The sequence below is a fragment of the Streptomyces sp. ISL-94 genome, assembly GCF_018614075.1.
Taxonomy (GTDB): domain Bacteria; phylum Actinomycetota; class Actinomycetes; order Streptomycetales; family Streptomycetaceae; genus Streptomyces.
In genome coordinates, this window is record NZ_JAGGOZ010000026.1 from 59,222 (window position 1) to 74,844 (window position 15,623).

Annotated in this window: 14 protein-coding genes, 1 tRNA gene, 1 other RNA gene and 2 pseudogenes; 10 read left to right on the top strand and 8 right to left on the bottom strand. The window is 70.7% G+C overall.

Annotated elements, in window-relative coordinates; translation table 11 throughout:
- Positions 1 to 308: 308 nt before the first annotated feature.
- The 3 genes from purD to ffs all read right to left on the bottom strand — a co-directional run bounded on the left by purD (position 309) and on the right by ffs (position 3,965).
- Positions 309 to 1,562, bottom strand: a complete 1,254-nt coding sequence (gene purD / locus J7E94_RS09830) for a phosphoribosylamine--glycine ligase (RefSeq protein WP_215014131.1) — start codon at positions 1,560 to 1,562, stop codon at positions 309 to 311.
- Positions 1,563 to 1,622: 60 nt separating this feature from the next.
- On the bottom strand, positions 1,623 to 3,803 hold the full coding sequence (locus J7E94_RS09835) for a DNA polymerase III subunit gamma and tau (protein WP_215014132.1): 2,181 nt from the start codon (positions 3,801 to 3,803) through the stop codon (positions 1,623 to 1,625).
- A 65-nt stretch (positions 3,804 to 3,868) separates the two neighbouring features.
- Positions 3,869 to 3,965, bottom strand: an RNA gene (gene ffs / locus J7E94_RS09840) — signal recognition particle sRNA small type.
- Positions 3,966 to 4,117: 152 nt separating this feature from the next.
- Here ffs and J7E94_RS09845 point away from each other — a divergent pair.
- Positions 4,118 to 4,205 (top strand) — tRNA-Ser (locus J7E94_RS09845).
- A gap of 63 nt (positions 4,206 to 4,268) precedes the next feature.
- Here the strand turns inward: J7E94_RS09845 and J7E94_RS09850 are convergent.
- The 3 genes and pseudogenes from J7E94_RS09850 to J7E94_RS09860 all read right to left on the bottom strand — a co-directional run bounded on the left by J7E94_RS09850 (position 4,269) and on the right by J7E94_RS09860 (position 7,661).
- Positions 4,269 to 5,524: pseudogene (locus J7E94_RS09850) on the bottom strand (tyrosine-type recombinase/integrase).
- Between the two features lie 82 nt (positions 5,525 to 5,606).
- Positions 5,607 to 5,831 carry a helix-turn-helix domain-containing protein gene (locus J7E94_RS09855; RefSeq protein ID WP_251056407.1) on the bottom strand — a complete coding sequence of 75 codons (225 nt, stop codon included), beginning with the start codon at positions 5,829 to 5,831 and terminating at the stop codon, positions 5,607 to 5,609.
- Between the two features lie 282 nt (positions 5,832 to 6,113).
- Complete coding sequence (locus J7E94_RS09860; RefSeq protein WP_251056408.1) at positions 6,114 to 7,661, bottom strand: YfjI family protein; 1,548 nt, start codon at positions 7,659 to 7,661, stop codon at positions 6,114 to 6,116.
- Between the two features lie 156 nt (positions 7,662 to 7,817).
- Here J7E94_RS09860 and J7E94_RS09865 point away from each other — a divergent pair.
- Positions 7,818 to 8,522 (top strand): annotated as a pseudogene (locus J7E94_RS09865) (mobilization protein); the annotation flags it as partial.
- Positions 8,523 to 8,630: 108 nt separating this feature from the next.
- Complete coding sequence (locus tag J7E94_RS09870; RefSeq protein WP_215014136.1) at positions 8,631 to 8,996, top strand: hypothetical protein; 366 nt, start codon at positions 8,631 to 8,633, stop codon at positions 8,994 to 8,996.
- A 63-nt stretch (positions 8,997 to 9,059) separates the two neighbouring features.
- Here the strand turns inward: J7E94_RS09870 and J7E94_RS09875 are convergent, their stop codons facing one another.
- Positions 9,060 to 9,977 carry an aminoglycoside phosphotransferase family protein gene (locus J7E94_RS09875; protein WP_215014138.1) on the bottom strand — a complete coding sequence of 306 codons (918 nt, stop codon included), beginning with the start codon at positions 9,975 to 9,977 and terminating at the stop codon, positions 9,060 to 9,062.
- Entirely contained in the window at positions 9,974 to 11,365 is a 1,392-nt protein-coding gene (locus J7E94_RS09880) for a helix-turn-helix domain-containing protein (protein ID WP_215014140.1), read from the bottom strand. The genes J7E94_RS09875 and J7E94_RS09880 overlap by 4 nt, the downstream gene beginning before the upstream one ends.
- 163 nt (positions 11,366 to 11,528) lie before the next feature.
- Between J7E94_RS09880 and J7E94_RS09885 the strand changes: the two genes are divergently transcribed.
- From J7E94_RS09885 to J7E94_RS09915, 7 genes are all read left to right on the top strand, one after another.
- Positions 11,529 to 11,732, top strand: coding sequence for a hypothetical protein (locus tag J7E94_RS09885; protein WP_215014142.1), 204 nt, complete (start codon positions 11,529 to 11,531; stop codon positions 11,730 to 11,732).
- The gene (locus J7E94_RS09890; protein ID WP_215014144.1) at positions 11,729 to 11,893 is read left to right on the top strand and encodes a hypothetical protein; all 165 of its coding nucleotides are present in this window, start codon (positions 11,729 to 11,731) and stop codon (positions 11,891 to 11,893) included. Before J7E94_RS09885 ends, J7E94_RS09890 begins: the two co-directional genes overlap by 4 nt.
- Before the next feature lie 71 nt (positions 11,894 to 11,964).
- Positions 11,965 to 12,798 (top strand): aspartyl/asparaginyl beta-hydroxylase domain-containing protein, encoded by an 834-nt coding sequence (locus J7E94_RS09895; RefSeq protein WP_215014146.1) that lies wholly within the window; start codon positions 11,965 to 11,967, stop codon positions 12,796 to 12,798.
- A 54-nt stretch (positions 12,799 to 12,852) separates the two neighbouring features.
- Positions 12,853 to 13,725, top strand: coding sequence for a hypothetical protein (locus J7E94_RS09900; protein ID WP_215014148.1), 873 nt, complete (start codon positions 12,853 to 12,855; stop codon positions 13,723 to 13,725).
- A complete protein-coding gene (locus J7E94_RS09905; protein WP_308344809.1) occupies positions 13,722 to 14,321 on the top strand; it encodes an LOG family protein in 600 nt (199 codons plus the stop codon). Before J7E94_RS09900 ends, J7E94_RS09905 begins: the two co-directional genes overlap by 4 nt.
- The gene (locus J7E94_RS09910; protein ID WP_215014150.1) at positions 14,318 to 14,869 is read left to right on the top strand and encodes an orotate phosphoribosyltransferase; all 552 of its coding nucleotides are present in this window, start codon (positions 14,318 to 14,320) and stop codon (positions 14,867 to 14,869) included. Before J7E94_RS09905 ends, J7E94_RS09910 begins: the two co-directional genes overlap by 4 nt.
- Positions 14,866 to 15,513 carry an HAD-IA family hydrolase gene (locus J7E94_RS09915; protein ID WP_308344810.1) on the top strand — a complete coding sequence of 216 codons (648 nt, stop codon included), beginning with the start codon at positions 14,866 to 14,868 and terminating at the stop codon, positions 15,511 to 15,513. Before J7E94_RS09910 ends, J7E94_RS09915 begins: the two co-directional genes overlap by 4 nt.
- Positions 15,514 to 15,623 lie beyond the last annotated feature (110 nt).

The following is a 15,623-nucleotide window of genomic DNA, read 5'->3' on the forward strand; positions in this document are numbered from 1 at the left end:
ATCGAACCGGTTCCGGACACAGCCGGACCTCACCCCCTCTGCCCTGCGGCGGCTTTGCTCACTCCCCCACTGTGACACCCGCCACTGACATCGCAATGCCGGTGGGCCAAGTGCCGGAATGCTTGCGCCGCACCCTAGTTGGGACGCGCCCGGCCGTCAGGCAGACCGGGGGACCATCACCCGATGGAATGGCTTTGGGTAAAGGTGGGTGCGTTCGAACGCGGCTGGATGCAGTCGCACGCGAACACGCCCGCGGGCCCGGGCGCACCTCGTGCGCACCGGGCCCGCGGGAACTGTGGAGCCGCAGTTCAGCGCCCCTCGGCCGCCTTGGCCGCAATGTCCGTACGGTGCTGCGAGCCGTCCAGCCGGATGCGCGCGACCGCCTTATACGCCTTCTCGCGGGCCTGCGCCAGATCGGAACCGGTCGCCGTCACCGACAGCACGCGGCCGCCCGCGCTGACGACGGCGTCGCCCTCGCGCCGGGTCCCGGCGTGCAGCACGTACACGTCGGGTCCGTCCTCGGCGGCCACCTCGGCCAGGCCCTCGATCGGGTCCCCGGTCCGCGGGGTCTCGGGGTAGTTGTGGGAGGCGATGACGACCGTCACGGCCGCGTCGTCGCGCCATGTGAGCGGGGGCTGGGCGTCCAGGGTCCCCCGGGCGGCGTTCAGCAGCACGCCGGCGAGCGGGGTGCGCAGCCGGGCCAGGACCACCTGGGTCTCGGGGTCGCCGAAGCGGGCGTTGAACTCGATGACCCGCACCCCGCGCGAGGTGATCGCGAGGCCTGCGTAGAGCAGCCCGGAGAAGGGCGTGCCGCGGTGGCGCAGTTCGTCGACGGTCGGCTGGAGCACGCTCGCCATGACCTCGTCGACCAGCTTCGGGTCGGCCCAGGGGAGCGGGGAGTAGGCGCCCATGCCGCCGGTGTTCGGGCCCTCGTCGCCGTCGAGCGCGCGCTTGAAGTCCTGCGCGGGCTGCAGCGGGAGGACGGTGACGCCGTCGGTGATGGCGAAGAGGGAGACCTCGGGGCCGTCGAGGTACTCCTCGATGACCACGCGGTCGCAAGCCAGGGTGTGGTCGCGGGCGGCCGCCCGGTCCTCGGTGACCACGACGCCCTTGCCGGCGGCGAGGCCGTCGTCCTTGACGACGTACGGGGCGCCGAAGGCGTCGAGGGCCGCGTCCACCTCCTCGGGGGTGGTGCAGACGTAGCTGCGCGCGGTCGGGACCCCGGCCGCGGCCATCACGTCCTTGGCGAAGGCCTTGGAGCCCTCCAGCTGCGCCGCGTCGGCCGACGGGCCGAAGACGGGGATGCCGGCGGCGCGGACGGCGTCGCCGACTCCGGCGACCAGCGGCGCCTCCGGGCCGACGACGACCAGGTCGGCACCGAGTTCGGTGGCGAGAGCGGCGACGGCATCGCCGTCGAGGGCGTCGACCGGGCGGAGCTCGGCCACCTCGGCGATGCCGGCGTTGCCGGGAGCGCAGTACAGCGCGGAGACGTCGGGGTCGAGGGACAGAGAGCGGCACAGGGCATGTTCGCGGGCGCCGCCGCCGATGACGAGGACCTTCACGCCGCCCAGGGTAGCCCGGACGCAGTGGCGCGTTTCGTGCGGCCACCCAATGAGGAGGGCCTACTCGTTCGTGTATTCCTCCACAACGGTGGCTCCGAGCTCGCGCACGATGAGGTCGTGTCCCGTGAGCGCGCTGTCGACGAGGTCGGGATCGTCCTCCTCCGCGAAGTCGTCCTCGGGCGCGACCGGCGGGGGCGCCTGCTGTACGGGAGGCTGCGGGCCGGAAGCCGACTGCTGTGACTGCTGCGGCGGCTGGGGCTGCTGCGGCTGCTGCGGCTGGTACTGCGGGGCGGGCGCTGAGGGGGCCGGGGGCGGCGGGCTGTAGGCCGGGGCCGCGTAGGAGTTCTGGGCGGCGGGGGCCGGGCCGCCGCCTCCCACCACGGCGTCGATCTTCCAGTTGACCTGGAACTGCTCGGCCAGGACCGCCTTGAGCACGTCCTCGCTGCCGCTGCTCGCGAAGTTGTCGCGGGCTCCGGCGTTGGGGAAGCCGAGCTGGAGGGTGGTGCCGTCGAAGCCGGTGACCTGGGCGTTCTGACTGAGCAGGATCCAGGTGAAGCGTCGGCGGTTCTTGACGGCCTCCAGGACGTTCGGCCACATCGCCTGCACCTGCCCGGCGCCGGCGGCCATGCCGGGGGAGGGCGCCGCGGCCGGGGCCGGGGCGGGCCCCGCGGGGGCGGGCGCGGGCGCGGAGGCGGCCGGCCTCCCCTGGCCGGGCGCGGCCGCGCTGGGCCAGGCCCCGGCGGCGGGCGCGGCCGGGGTGGGGGCGGGGGCGGGGGCTCCCGGCCCGGCGCCGGTTGCTCCGGCGCCGGGCTGCGCAGCTCCCGGCCAGGCGCCGGGCGCGGGAGCCGGCGCGGCCTGAACCGCGGGCTCCGGCGGCGCGGGGGCCCGTACGGCTTCGGGAGCCCTTACCGGCTCGGGAGCCCGAACCGGCTCGGGAGCCGGGGCTTGGGCCACCGCCGGGGCCTGCGCGGCGGCACGCGCGGCGGCGACACCGCCACCCGGACCGGCCGGCGCCATGGCATGCGCCTCGGGGGCGGGCACGTACCCCATGGCCGGGGCGGGCCCGGCGTGGAAGGCGGCGGCGCCGCTGCGCTCCAGCCGGTCGAGCCTGGCCTGGAAGGACCGCTCGTCGTCGAAGGCGGCGGGCAGCAGCACGCGGGCGCAGATCAGCTCCAGCTGGAGCCGCGGCGAGGTCGCGCCCCGCATCTCGGTGAGCCCGGTGTTGACGAGATCGGCGGCGCGCGACAGCTCGGCGGCCCCGAAGACCGAGGCCTGGGCCTGCATCCGCTCCACGACATCGGCGGGGGCGTCGATCAGGCCCTTCTCCCCGGCGTCGGGCACGGCGGCCAGGATGACCAGGTCCCGCAGCCGCTCCAGCAGGTCGGCGGCGAAGCGCCGGGGGTCGTTGCCCCCTTCGACCACCCGGTCGACGATCTCGAAGGCGGCGGCCCCGTCCCCGGCGGCGAAGGCGTCGATGACGGAGTCGAGCAGGGTCCCCTCGGTGTACCCGAGCAGGGAGGTCGCCATGGCATACGTCACACCGTCATCACCCGCACCGGCGAGCAGCTGGTCCATGACGGACATCGAGTCACGTACGGATCCGGCGCCGGCGCGCACGACGAGCGGCAGCACGCCGTCCTCGACCGTGGCGCCCTCGCGCCCGCAGACCTCGCCCAGGTAGTCCCGCAGCGTCCCGGGCGGGACCAGCCGGAAGGGATAGTGGTGCGTCCTGGACCGGATCGTCCCGATGACCTTCTCGGGCTCCGTGGTCGCGAAAATGAACTTGAGGTGCTCCGGCGGCTCCTCGACCACCTTCAGCAGGGCGTTGAAGCCCGCCGAGGTGACCATGTGCGCCTCGTCGATGATGTAGATCTTGTACCGGCTCGACGCGGGCCCGAAGAAGGCCTTTTCCCGCAGGTCACGGGCATCGTCCACACCACCGTGCGAGGCTGCGTCGATCTCGATGACGTCGATGGACCCCGGCCCGTTCCGCGCCAGGTCGCGGCAGGACTGGCACTCCCCGCAGGGGGTGGGGGTGGGACCCTGCTCACAGTTCAGACACCGGGCCAGGATGCGCGCGCTGGTCGTCTTTCCACAGCCGCGCGGCCCGCTGAACAGGTACGCGTGATTGACCCGGTTGTTCCGCAGGGCCTGCATCAGCGGTGCAGTGACATGCTCCTGCCCGATGACCTCGGCGAACGACTCGGGACGATAGCGGCGGTACAGCGCAAGGGACGACACGTATACGAGGTTATCCGGGCCCACCGACATCAGCGGCCCGCCGACGCCCCTCGGGCCCCCGGAACGCAAAGGGCCCCCCACGCACCCGCCAGAGCCCACTTACCCTTGCTGCCTTCCGGCCCTGGGGGAGTTGGGTGAGATAGCGCCACGTGAGGGGCTGGACCCCACCCTAGCGGATCCCCACCCCCGGAATCGAGCCCACTCCCCCCGAACCCTCGCCCGGACCCCCTCCCGGACCCCACCCGACCCCCGACCTGGCTGCCGCAGACGATCACGTTCGCGAGCACCCCTCAACGTCTTGTATTGTTTGCGGCGGAGGATTCGCCTAGTGGCCTAGGGCGCACGCTTGGAAAGCGTGTTGGGGGCAACCCCTCACGAGTTCGAATCTCGTATCCTCCGCCATTGCTCTCACCGGGCAATACGTTGAAGAGCCCCACCGCTTGCGGTGGGGCTCTTTGCGTGTCCTCAGGCCGCGTTGTCCTGGTCTTTGTCCACAGAGCCCTTCTCCGAGGGGCCCCAGATGGCTTCCGCGATCTTCTGCGCCACGTCCTTCAGCATGGCGTCGGGCACGTGCAGGTACCGCGCGCGCATCCGGGAGGACGTGCCCGGCTCCCAACCCATGATCTGGTCGATGACGCGGAACGCCGAGCAGCATGAGCACGGTCGCGGCGGTGTGCCGTGCGTCGTGGAGGCGCGCGTCCCTTACCCCGGCATCCCCCAGCAGCTTCTTCCAGTCGTGGTAGTCCGTGTTCGGGCTGAGCGGACCGCCGAGCGGTTTGGTGAACACGTACTCCGACTCGGTCCACTGGTCGCCGGCGGCCTTCCGCTCGCGGGCCTGCACGTCCTTGTGTGCCCGGAGCATCCGAACCAGCGGCCCCGGCAGGGGCACCGCACGGCGCCCCGCCCGCGACTTCGTGTTCTTCGTCTCACGCCGCACCTGCTCGCGCAGGGGGCAGTACCCGGCCTTCCGGCCGCACGGCTCAGCCTCCTTGCATCCGTGCTCGTACTTCGGCCGCAGCCGGTTCCGGCGCAGCTTCAGGTACTCATGCTCCAGGTCCACGTCAGCCCACCGAAGCCCCAGCGTCTCCCCCTGCCTCAGGCCCAGCGCGAGAGCGAGCATCCAGCGGGCGCTGTTGCGCCGCTTGTTCACCTCGATCAGTAGGCTCTGCACCTCCTCGACCGAGTAGGGCTCGATCTCCTCCTCGGCCTCCTCCACCCTCGGCGGCTTGGCCAGCGCGGCGGCGTTCTTTGCCGCGTGGCCGCGCCCTACGGCCTCCCCCAGGGCGGTACGCGCGGTCCGGTGGGCCTGGTGAGCCGTGGCAGGCTTGCTGCCGTTCGCCTTCATCCGCCGGTAGAGGCTCTCCAGGTGTTCCGGCTCCAAGCGGTCGATCCGGTGCTTGCCGATACCGGGCACGAGGTGCACCCGAACAGCCACCTCGTAGCCGTCGTAGGTGTTCTCGCTGACGACTTCCTTGGCGATGTTCTCGACCCAGTGCCACAGCCCCAGGCTGCTGGGCAGTCCCTTGGTCGCGCTGCTTCTCCAGCCGCTTGACCTCCTCCTTGAGGAGGTCTTCTGAAGCGCGGGTGATGTGCCGGCGGTACGGCTCGCCGTTGTCCCGGTAGCCCATCGGCACCCTGGCGTGCCAGCGGCCGTCCTTCCCGAAGTAGATCGCGGACTCGCCATTGGCTCGGCGGGTGCCCTTCTTCTTGCTCTCTGCCACAGGCATGCTCCTGTCTCGGGTGAGTCGAGTGGCGGGCTGGATGGCGGACTGCCCTGGCTGCGGGGCCACCGTCCCGGCGTCGTCAAGCCGCGCGGTGGGCAGTGCGGAGACGGGTCACGTACGCGGCCGGCGCGTCAACCGGGACCCTGCGGAGTCCACCGATCGTGACGGACTCCAGGGCACCCGTGCGGATGAGGTGAAAGCAGGTGGTCCGACCGATGCGGAGCCGCCGGGCGGCTTCTTCGACGGTCAACAGCACCAGCGTCGGGTCTGCCGCGAGGGGCGCGGCGACTTGGGTGTCGTGCATGGGCTCGCTCATTGGCGGGCCGCCACAGAAACCACGCAATACACAGAAACCCTGAGGTGAGCCGCTGACCTGCGCGAACAGGGCCGTGAGGGCCGGTGGACGGGCTGCCACAGAAATGGCGGGAAGTCCCACAGAAATAGGCGGGCCGGGGCGGGCTCGCATTTGTGTGGTTCTTCTGCGGGTTTCTGTGGCAGCCGTCCGACGGCGGTCCTTGGCTGCGTTCGCGCAGGTCAGGGGTCTAGCGGGGCTATTTCTGTGATTCTGTGGTTTCTGTGGCGGGGGTCAGACGGTGGGTTCGCTCAGCTGGGGGTGGGTGAGGTAGCGCGGGGACGGCGGCCGGCCGCGTCCGCCGGTGCGCAGGGTGGGCTGGGCTTGGATGTATCCGTGCTCTTCGGGGAGGTTCAGCGCGGGGTCGAGGTCGGCCACGGTGGGGGACTCCGAGCGGGAGAGCTTGACCATGAGGTCGCGCTTGCTGACCTCGCTGCACTTCTGGGTACGCAGCAGCTCCAGCACGGTGCGGGCGCGGCCCACGGTGGGGTCGGCGCCCATGACGTCGAAGACTCCGAGGGCGTGTGCGGTGAAGTACTCCCCCAGGGTGATCGCCGCGTGCATGGTGGCCTCGGTGACCGGCTTTGTGTGTCCGCCTTCCAGGTGCTCGGCCAGGTGCAGCAGGGCGGCCATGCGGGCCACGGCTCCGGCGAGCTTGCCCGCCCAGTTGGCGATGTGCCCCAGCGCTCCGCCTCGGGCGGCGAGCTGCGGCTCTACCCGCTGTTGGTAGGTGATCAGGGCCTTGTCTGCTTCGGGGCTGAGCTGGATGACGGCGGGGTCGGTCCACTCGGCGAGCCAGAGGGTGAGCGCGAGGACGTTGCGCTCGTAGACGGCCGCGATGTCTTCGGGGATAGGTTCGGTGATGACCTCGCGCTCACCGACCAGGGACTTGGGCATGGAGTAGAGGAAGCGGGCCAGTAGGCCGCGTCCGTCGAAGCCCTTGACCTTGGCGATGTCGCGGAGCACGTCCGGTTGGACGGCCAGCCCGATGGTCAGGGCTGGGTGGTCGATGTACTCGCGGCGGGTCTGCCGGTTGACCCGGAGGCGGTCTCCGGCGTGGCCTTTGAGGAAGACCTCCATGTTGGGGGCTCCGGAGTAGCGTCCGGCGATGATGTCGAAGATGCCGCCCTCGGCCGACATCACGGCGAGCCTGCCGCCCTGCTCCGCGATGAGCGAGGTGACCGTCTCGGAGGTGGAGTCGTCGGCCAGCAGCAGGGGTTCGACCGGCACGGCCACCGATTCGGCGGCCTGTGCCAGCCCGATCGCCTCAGCGATCAGGCCTTCGCGCTTCTCGCGGTCGGCCTTCGCGGCCTTGGTCGCGGCGTTGTCGGCCGCTTCCTTGGCCAGCCGTGCGGTCATCGCCGCTTCCACGATGGCCGGAGCCATGGTGATCTGAAGCTTCTTTTCCGCCTCGTAGAGCGGGTCGGTCAGCAGCGTGAAGACAGCGGACTTGCGGTTGGCCGGGGGCAGCGCGCACACCACGTACAGGTTGGTGGGCTCCCGCCAGCTTCCTCGCACGTGGACGACCGACCGGCCGCCGGCCGCTGCCGCGAGTACCGACAGGGCGATGGACCCGGGCAGGTCGATGGGCGTCTGCGTCTCCTCGGCGACTGCTTTCACGAACTCTCCGAGCCAGGCCGGGAAGACGTGCGCGGGGAAGGTGGGAAGCTCGCGGCGCCCGTTGAGCGGGATCGGCTCCTCCCACACGGGCTCGGTGGGCTGCGGTTCGTCGGTCGCGTTCAGTCCCGCCCACAGGTCGCTGTCCACGGGCTGTGCGGTCATGCCGCGTCTCCCGTGGTGTTGCGAGCGCTGCGGTGGATGCCGTCGCGGATGCTGGCGGCGATCCGGGAAGGCGCGAGTCCCTTGGCCAGAGCTCCCGCGACCCCCAGATGTCCGTCCTCGCCCTCAACCGCGAGATCGAGCTCCTCTACCGGCGCCTCCGCCGCCCACACTCGCAAGGAACTCCGCGACGCCGCCTTCGCGTTCGAGCGAGCCTCCCGCTCCCACGTGAAGGCTGTACGCGGAGCCGACCGTGCCCTACGGGCAGCCGCCCGCGACCTCGTCCACAGCGGGCCCGCCCTCGGCCGAGGCGAAGACGGCGCTACCACGGCCATGCTCATCGACATGGCGTTCTTCCTCGCCACCGCGGCGGCCAACTGGCACGCCAAGAAACACCACGCCCAGCAGGCCGCAGCCGCCCGGCAAACCGCCGAACACCTCCGCGCCGCCTACCAAGCCGCCGCAGCCCAGCCCATGGCCGTCCTCCAGCAGCGAGGCCAGCACCTGGCCCTGCACGTTCGGCAGCGGCAGGCCGCCCTCGTACGCCAGGCCCTGCCGGAGCTGGCCGAACGGCTCCTGGCCGAACCCGGCTGGCCCGCCTTGGCCGCTACCCTCACCGACGCCCAGAAGGCCGGCCACGACCCGGCCGTCCTGCTCACCGAAGCCACCCGACGGCGCGAGCTCGGCACCGCCGCCTCCATCAGCGACGTCCTCGTATGACGCCTGCGCCGCAGCGCCCACCTGCCCGCCGCCCCCGAAGGACCGCACGACCCGCCCGCCCGCAGCGACCGGCGCACCCCGTCCACCGCACCTGTCACACAGCCTGCGGCCAAGGCAGCGAGCGACTCCACCCGGCGGCGCTGACCGAAGAAAACCGGCCGAAGGTAGCCGACGATCCCCCGGTCAGCCAAACCGGCGATTCTCCAGACCATTGATACAGATCCCCACCCCACCACCATCAGGAGCACCTCCATGCCCGCAGCCACCCCTCGCCCCCACGTCATGGCCCTGCTGTTCGACACGAACTTCAAGCGCCCCTCCGGCTCCCTCGTCTACCGCCACCTCGACGGGCGCCTCTTCACCGAGGAGGAGCAGGCCATCGTCCGCAACGCCACCATCGAAGAGCTCCAAGCAGCCGGCGTCCACGTCCACGACCCCGAGGCAGGAGCCGAAGCCAAAGCGGCCTCGTACGCAATGGCCGATCTCCTGCTCAAGTACGTCCGGAAGCACCATGAAGTCCTAATCCCCTTCATGACCCACGAGGACGTCCTCGAATACGGTCGATTGGCCACCACCATCGCCCGGGGCGCCGACAGGCTCCTCCCGTACCAGGACTGACCACAGGGGCAAGACGCCCACGCCTGGCCGGATCATCTACCGACCGGGTCCCCTGCACTACCGCTACGGCACTGCAGTCCACCGCCAGGGTCGTTGTTGCCCTTGGCCCCCCATGAGGCATTCGATTCGGTACTGGGTCTCGTGGCGGGCATGGGGGTGGTCGGGGTGCTCGGTCGTGATCCGGGCCGCGTAAGCCGTCATCCGCAGTTCCCTGATGTCCCGCAGGACCTCGTACCCCTCCCAGGAGGTGACGTCCGCTCCGTAGACGGTGCAGAAGTCCTCGTACTCGTGCTGGGTGATGCTGCTGGTGGACGTAAGTTTCACGGCTGTGGACGTCAGGTCCCACTCCCGCGGACCGACGGTGAAGCTGTCGAGGTCGAGGAGGTAGGCCGTGCCGTCCTCGGCGGAGGCGACGTTGCCGACCCAGGCATCCCCGTGCAGGACGCATCGAGACAGACCAGGGCTCTCTACGAGCCGGAGCCATGCCGCTTCGAGCTCGTCCGTGTAGCCGTACAGCCATTCACGGTCGCTCTCCTTGATGGCCTTCGCCTGGTCGAGCCTGGTACGGATCTTCCGGAACGGTTCCAGAGGCTCAAGGTCGAAGTCGGGCTCCGGAAGCGCATGGAGGGCCTTCAAGAGGTACGCAACCTCGCTGACGTTCCCGTCGCGGTGCGGCGGAAGTTCCTCCCAGATGGTCACCGCACGGCCGTCGATGGTGATGGGCTGAGCGATGCCCGGGGCGGGCCGTACGGCGGGGATGCCTTGGCCAGCAAGCCAGTTGGCGACTGCGATTTCACGTGAGGCTGCGGGCGTGCCACCGGGGCGGGAGATCCGGGCTACCAGCTTCCCGGGGATCCGCCATATCGCGTTCTCCGCGATCCGGATCGGCTCGGCGCCCTCGGTATCCAGCCCGAGGGCCCGGCTGGCGTCGATGAGGACGCGGCGGGAGACGTTAACGCTGTCGGCGGGGGCGAGGGTCACGTCTTGATCGTCTCCTTGATGCGGTCGCGCAGCTTGACCGCCTCGGGGGTCGTTCGGTGCACGGCGGCGAGCCGGGCCAGGTCCTGCATCTCGTCGGCTGCCCGGCGGGAGTGGAGCTTTGCGACTTCGTCAAGGGCCTGGTGCCCGATGGTGGCGGCTTCATGTGGGTCTCCGGTGGCCATCGTGAGAGAAGCCAGCTTCGTCAGGGAGAACGTACGGGATCGCACGTACGCCTCCGTGTGTCCTTCGACGGCCGTGCGCAGACGGTCTGCGGCCGTGACCGGCCTGTACCCGACGGCGACGAGGTCGTACAGGGCGTGCCCGGTGTCGCCCGCGTGCTGGGCAACGTCGTAGTAGGCCATCCACGGCGGGTCTTCGCCGGGACGGGCCTGTGCGAAGGCGTCGTCGGCCTGTCCGACGGCCCGCAGCGCAGCCTGCACTTTGCCGGCCTTGGCCAGCGCCCTGGCCTTCGCGTTGTGCAGCATGGCCCGCTCGGTGCCAGTGAGCCGGTTCTCGTGGGCGAGCCCCAGTTCCGCGTACGTCAGGCCGGAATCACAGTCCCCGAGATAGACGGCCTGACGTGCCCGCCACGAGTAGACCTTGGCTCTCAAGTGCCACTGGCCTGCCTCTTCGGCGCAGGCGGCAGCGAAGGCGAAGACGCGGCGGGCGTCGTGGTGGGCGTGGGCGTCGAAGTCCGCCGCGCCCACGACCATGCCGAGTCGGGCGGCGACGGCGAAGAGGCCGGCCCGCAAGGGGTCCGGGCAGGGCAGTTCGAGGAGTGCTGACGCCCAGCGGAGTTGCGCTTCGGCGGCGGTGCGGACGATGCCTCCGCCGCCGTAGTGGTGATCCCAACCCGCGAGCACCGTCGCTGCGGCCTCGACCTGCTCGATGTCCTCGGGTCGGACGGCTGAGGGCAGGCGGGAGGGCTCAGCGGGCTCGATCAGGTGGGACAAGGGGGTACCGGCTAACAGGGCGGCGGCCCCGGATGCGCCGAGGAAGGTACGGCGGTCCACGTGGCTCCCGTCGTCTGAAGTGCTTTCAGTCACCGGCAGCATGGCCCCTGGGAACCCCGGTAGACCCGGCAGCGCCGGGGCTACCGCCGGGTTGTCCGCATCACCGGGTGCGTTGTCCGCATCAGTGCCCGTGCGCAGGCACAGCCACGCCAGGATTCCGCCGGTGTCCAGTGCGTCATCGAGGCTGCGCGCCAACGGCAGGTCACAGGGCCGCTCGGCCTTCTCGATCTTCGCGATGGTACTTGCGCTGACGTGGACCTCTAGCGCCAGCTCCCGCTGCGTCTTCCTCCGGACCTTGCGCCAGTGGCGCAGGTGAGCACCGAACCAGTCCTGCGGAGACCGGGTCGGATCAAGATTCTTGGACGGCTGCGGCACGGTCGCTCCCTTCCCCCTGATGCGTACACCGGCGCCGTACACATCCACTCCTGGCCCCGCAGCGCAGCGGACGCGCAAGGTTCTTACCAAGTAAACGGCCCAACCACCCACGCCCTGCGGGTTTTTCGGACAACCCCCGCTGTCTCTTCGCCATGGAGGTCCAGTGATCGGCTACGCCACACCGAACCGGAGCGACATCACGTACAAGCACGACACCGAGCGGGTCTCGATACCGATCACGCTCCACCACCTGGACGAGACCACCGAAGGCACCACGCTGGTGCTCACCCCCGGGCAGGTGGAGCTGTTCCACAGCCAGCTGTCGCGGGCGATCGAACTCCGCGAGCAGCAGCAGAGCCCCCAGTGACGGACCAGCCCCACGACGTTCTCGGAACGGTCCTCGCGTGGCTGTGGGCCCTTGGTACGGCCGCCGGCTTCGGCACGCTCGGCGTCGCCGCGGTGCACGCCGACCACACCGACGAGGCGGCCCCCGCCTGGTCGGCCCCCGACCCCGCCGCTCCGAGCTGAACAGAACGAACCCATGCAGCACCACGTGCTTACCGGCCCGCGCTCGCAGGGCCGACGACGGGAGGGAACTGATGGACCGCACCTTGACCACCCTGGCCGGGCAGATCGCCCAGCTGGACAGCATCGACTCCGCCCAGCTCGAGCGGATGCGCCACGAGGCCCTGACCGCCCCGGCCCCCTGGAAGGCGGAGTACAGCGCCTACCAGTCGGGCGGTTGGTGGACGACCTCTCTGATGAACGCTTCCGGCGACGCGGCCGACGTGACGATCGGCGACTGCACCGCCAAGCCGACCGACCTCCTCGCGCAGATGCCGGCCACCACCGCGCTGCTGGGCGAACTCGGCCTGAACTACATGTGGGTGCGGCTCGCCAGGCTTGAGCCCAACGCCTTCCTCTGGGAGCACCGCGACTACGACGACCTCGACCAGGTCGAGCGGCACCGGCTGCACATCCCGCTGCACACCAACACGTCCGCGTTCCTGGTCACCGGCGGCGCCAAGGTGCACATGGCCGGCGGACGGATCTGGCGGCTGACGCCGACCTACGCCCACGGCGTGTGCAACCTGCTCGGCCCCGAGCGCGTGCACTTGATCGCCGACGTGTACGCCGACGACGCCTACCAGCGGCTGGCCCGGCGCCCGACCCTCCACCCGGCCGCCGCCGAACCCCTCCCCGACGCGGACCAGATGCAGCTCGCCGAACGGCTGCAGGCCGCCCGGCGCATGGTCGACCTGGGCTATACGGAGGCGGCCGAGCGGATGCTGCTGCGGCTCTTCTACACCTACGCCCTGCCCGAGGGCGCGGTCTACGACCTGCTCGTCGAACTGCACACCTCGCTCGGCGACGTGGAGGCCGCTACGCGGTGGACGGCGGCGAAGAGCTGCCTACTCGCCCTCACGGCCTGACTGACTGCCCACTTCGCACGGTCCACCCCGCCCGAATCCGAACGGAGGACGAACATGCCCACCCTGCAACTGGCCGAACTCACGCACGCCAACCGACCGGCCCAGCTTCCGCTCCTGTCGAAGCTCGCCGACATCCTGGCCACCTCCCCTGCCGTCACCCACCTGCTGGTCCGCGGTTCGCTGGCCCACGGCACGGCCGACCGCCTCTCGGACGTCGACTTCGTCGTCGGTGTTCACGACGCCCAGTTGCCGGCGTTCGCCGAAGCCCTGGACGACCTGATGTCCGTCGAGGCCGGCGCCCTGTTCCCCGGCTGGCGCGACACGATCGTCGCCGACCTCGGTGGGGTCGGCCTGGTCTTCCTCGTCCCGGACGACGGCCGCCTGCAGCAGATCGACCTCTACCTCGCACCGGCCTCGCGCGTCCCGGACCTGCAGGCAAGCATCGCCACCGCCTCGCTCCTCGACCGCCAGCCGGCGCCCGTCGAATTGGACAAGGTCGTGGTGGCCGAGTGCTTCGCCGTGGAGTTCTCCTCCCGGCCGCGCACGTGCACTGAGCTGGTGATCGAACACCTGGTACTGGCCGTACTGCTGCACAAGCGCATCAAGCGCGGCCAGCGGTTCGTCGCGTACTCCGAGTGGCACCGGCTGCACACCGCGACGAAGGACCTCATCAAGGCCGCCCTCGCGCCCACCTCCCGGTTCTGGGGCTGGTATCAGCTGAGCGAGGAGATCGCCGTCACCCCGATCGGCCGGGCTTGCGTGAGCGACCTCAACGCGGCGATCAGCGGGCCGGCGGTCCCGCTGGCCGCCGACGTCAACGCGGCGATCGAGCGGATGCTCGCCCTCGTCGAGCGGGTCTGCCCCGAGGCGCTCGACGGGCTGCGCGACGGCGTCGACGCGTACCGCGCCTACCAGGAGCTGGTGTGAACGCACTCCACCTCGCGGGCCCGGCCGCCAGCCGGGCCCGCGAGGGCCTGACCGCCGTCTTCTTCGGCGGCGTCGTACCTGCCTCCGCAGAGGAGGAGTACCTGGCCGAGGAGATCGGCCGGGCGCTCGCCCAGGCCGGTTACGCGCTCCTCCACGGCGGCTACAACGGGCTGATGGAGGCCACGGCCCGAGGAGCCGCCTCCCAGGGGACCACCGTCACCGCGGTCACCCTGGCGGGCAAGCACGACGAGTGGGGAGCTTTCAATCCGCACACCACCGTGTCGGTCCACGTGCCTGACCTCGGCGCCCGTCTCCAGCACTACCTGGAGAGCGCCGACCTCATCGTGGCGATGGGCGGAGGCGTCGGCACCCTGCACGAGCTGACCGCCGCCCTCTACTACGCGACCACCATCCGGCCCGTACCGGTCTGCCTCGCCGGGCCGGCCGCCCTTCGCCTGCTGGCCTTCCTGCGCGAGGAGAAGTGGCTGTACGAGACCCCGACCCGCCCACTCGGCTTCCTCACCGTCGCCGATACCCCTGACGCCTTCCGCGCCCGCCTCGCCGCGCTCGACACAGCCCCGATCGGAGGAGCATGACCACCAGCACGTCACTGGCCGGCCTCGCCGCCCGACTCGCCGAAGCCTCCTGCGTCAAAGGCCCATTCGACCTGACCGACGGGGAACAGCTGGACTCCTACTTCGACGAGTACCGCCTGGCCGCCGACCCTGCCCTCCTGCGCGACACCGCCGCCGCCATGGCCGACCTCGTCCCCGACGACGCCCAGCTTCTGGCCGGTATCGAACTCGGCGGCGTCCCGCTCGTCGTCGCCCTGTCGGCTGTTACCGGCCTGCCCGCCGTGTTCCTGCGCCGGAGTCCCAAGGGCTACGGCTCCCGCCGCCAGATCGAAGGTGCCGCCATCAACGGCCGCCGCACGGTTCTCGTCGACGACGTCGTTCGTTCCGGCAGCCAGCTGTTCACCATGACCAACACCTTGAGGGTCGCCGGAGCCGCGGTCACCGACGCGCTGTGCGTACTGGAGCGCCCGCTCGGTGGCCGGATGCTGCTCGCCGAGCACCGCGTCACCCTTCACTCCCTGCTCACCGAGGCAGACCTGTCGGGGCCCCGAGCGGGTGACGCCTCGTGAAGAGAGCCGTGCTCTTCGACCTCGACGGTGTCCTCGTCGACAGCCGGGCCGCCCAGCTCGCCACCCTGGCAGGCTTCGCGACCGCCGCACTCGACCGCCGCGTCACCATCGACGACCTCCCGCCCGGAGCCGAGACCACCCCGCGCGCGCAAGTGCTGGCCCACCTCGGGCTAGACGGATCGATCGACGAAGACGGCTGGGACGCGGCCAGCGCCACGGCCACCCTCGTCACCAAGGTCTTCCCGTTCGTACCCGAGACCCTCACCGAGCTGCGGGCTGCCAACGTCGCGACGGGCGTCGTCACCCTACGAAGTCGCCGACGGTTGCACTGGCTGCTGCCGCCCGACGTCATCGGTCTGCTGGACACCGTCGTCTGCTACGAGGACGCGACGCCCAAGCCGGCGCCCGATGGCCTCCTTCTTGCCCTCGACCGGCTCGGGGCGACTCCCGGCAGCGCCGTGTTCGTCGGAGACACGGATGCCGACATGCGCGCCGCCCGAGCCGCAGGCGTGACATCGGTCGGCGCAGGCTGGGGGTTCGCCGGGCCCGACGTGCTCACTCGAACCGGTGCCGATCTCGTCCTCTCCGAACCAGCCGGCCTCACCGCCGTACTGCTCCGCCTGGTCGGGGTTCCACCCAACTGAACGGATTCCCCAGCGATCTTGACTCCTGATCCGCTACGCTTGGTGGTGCAGTCACAGCGGACCGTTCCGTCCACTGTCGGCTGCACCACCTGTGAGCAACGGATCAGGAG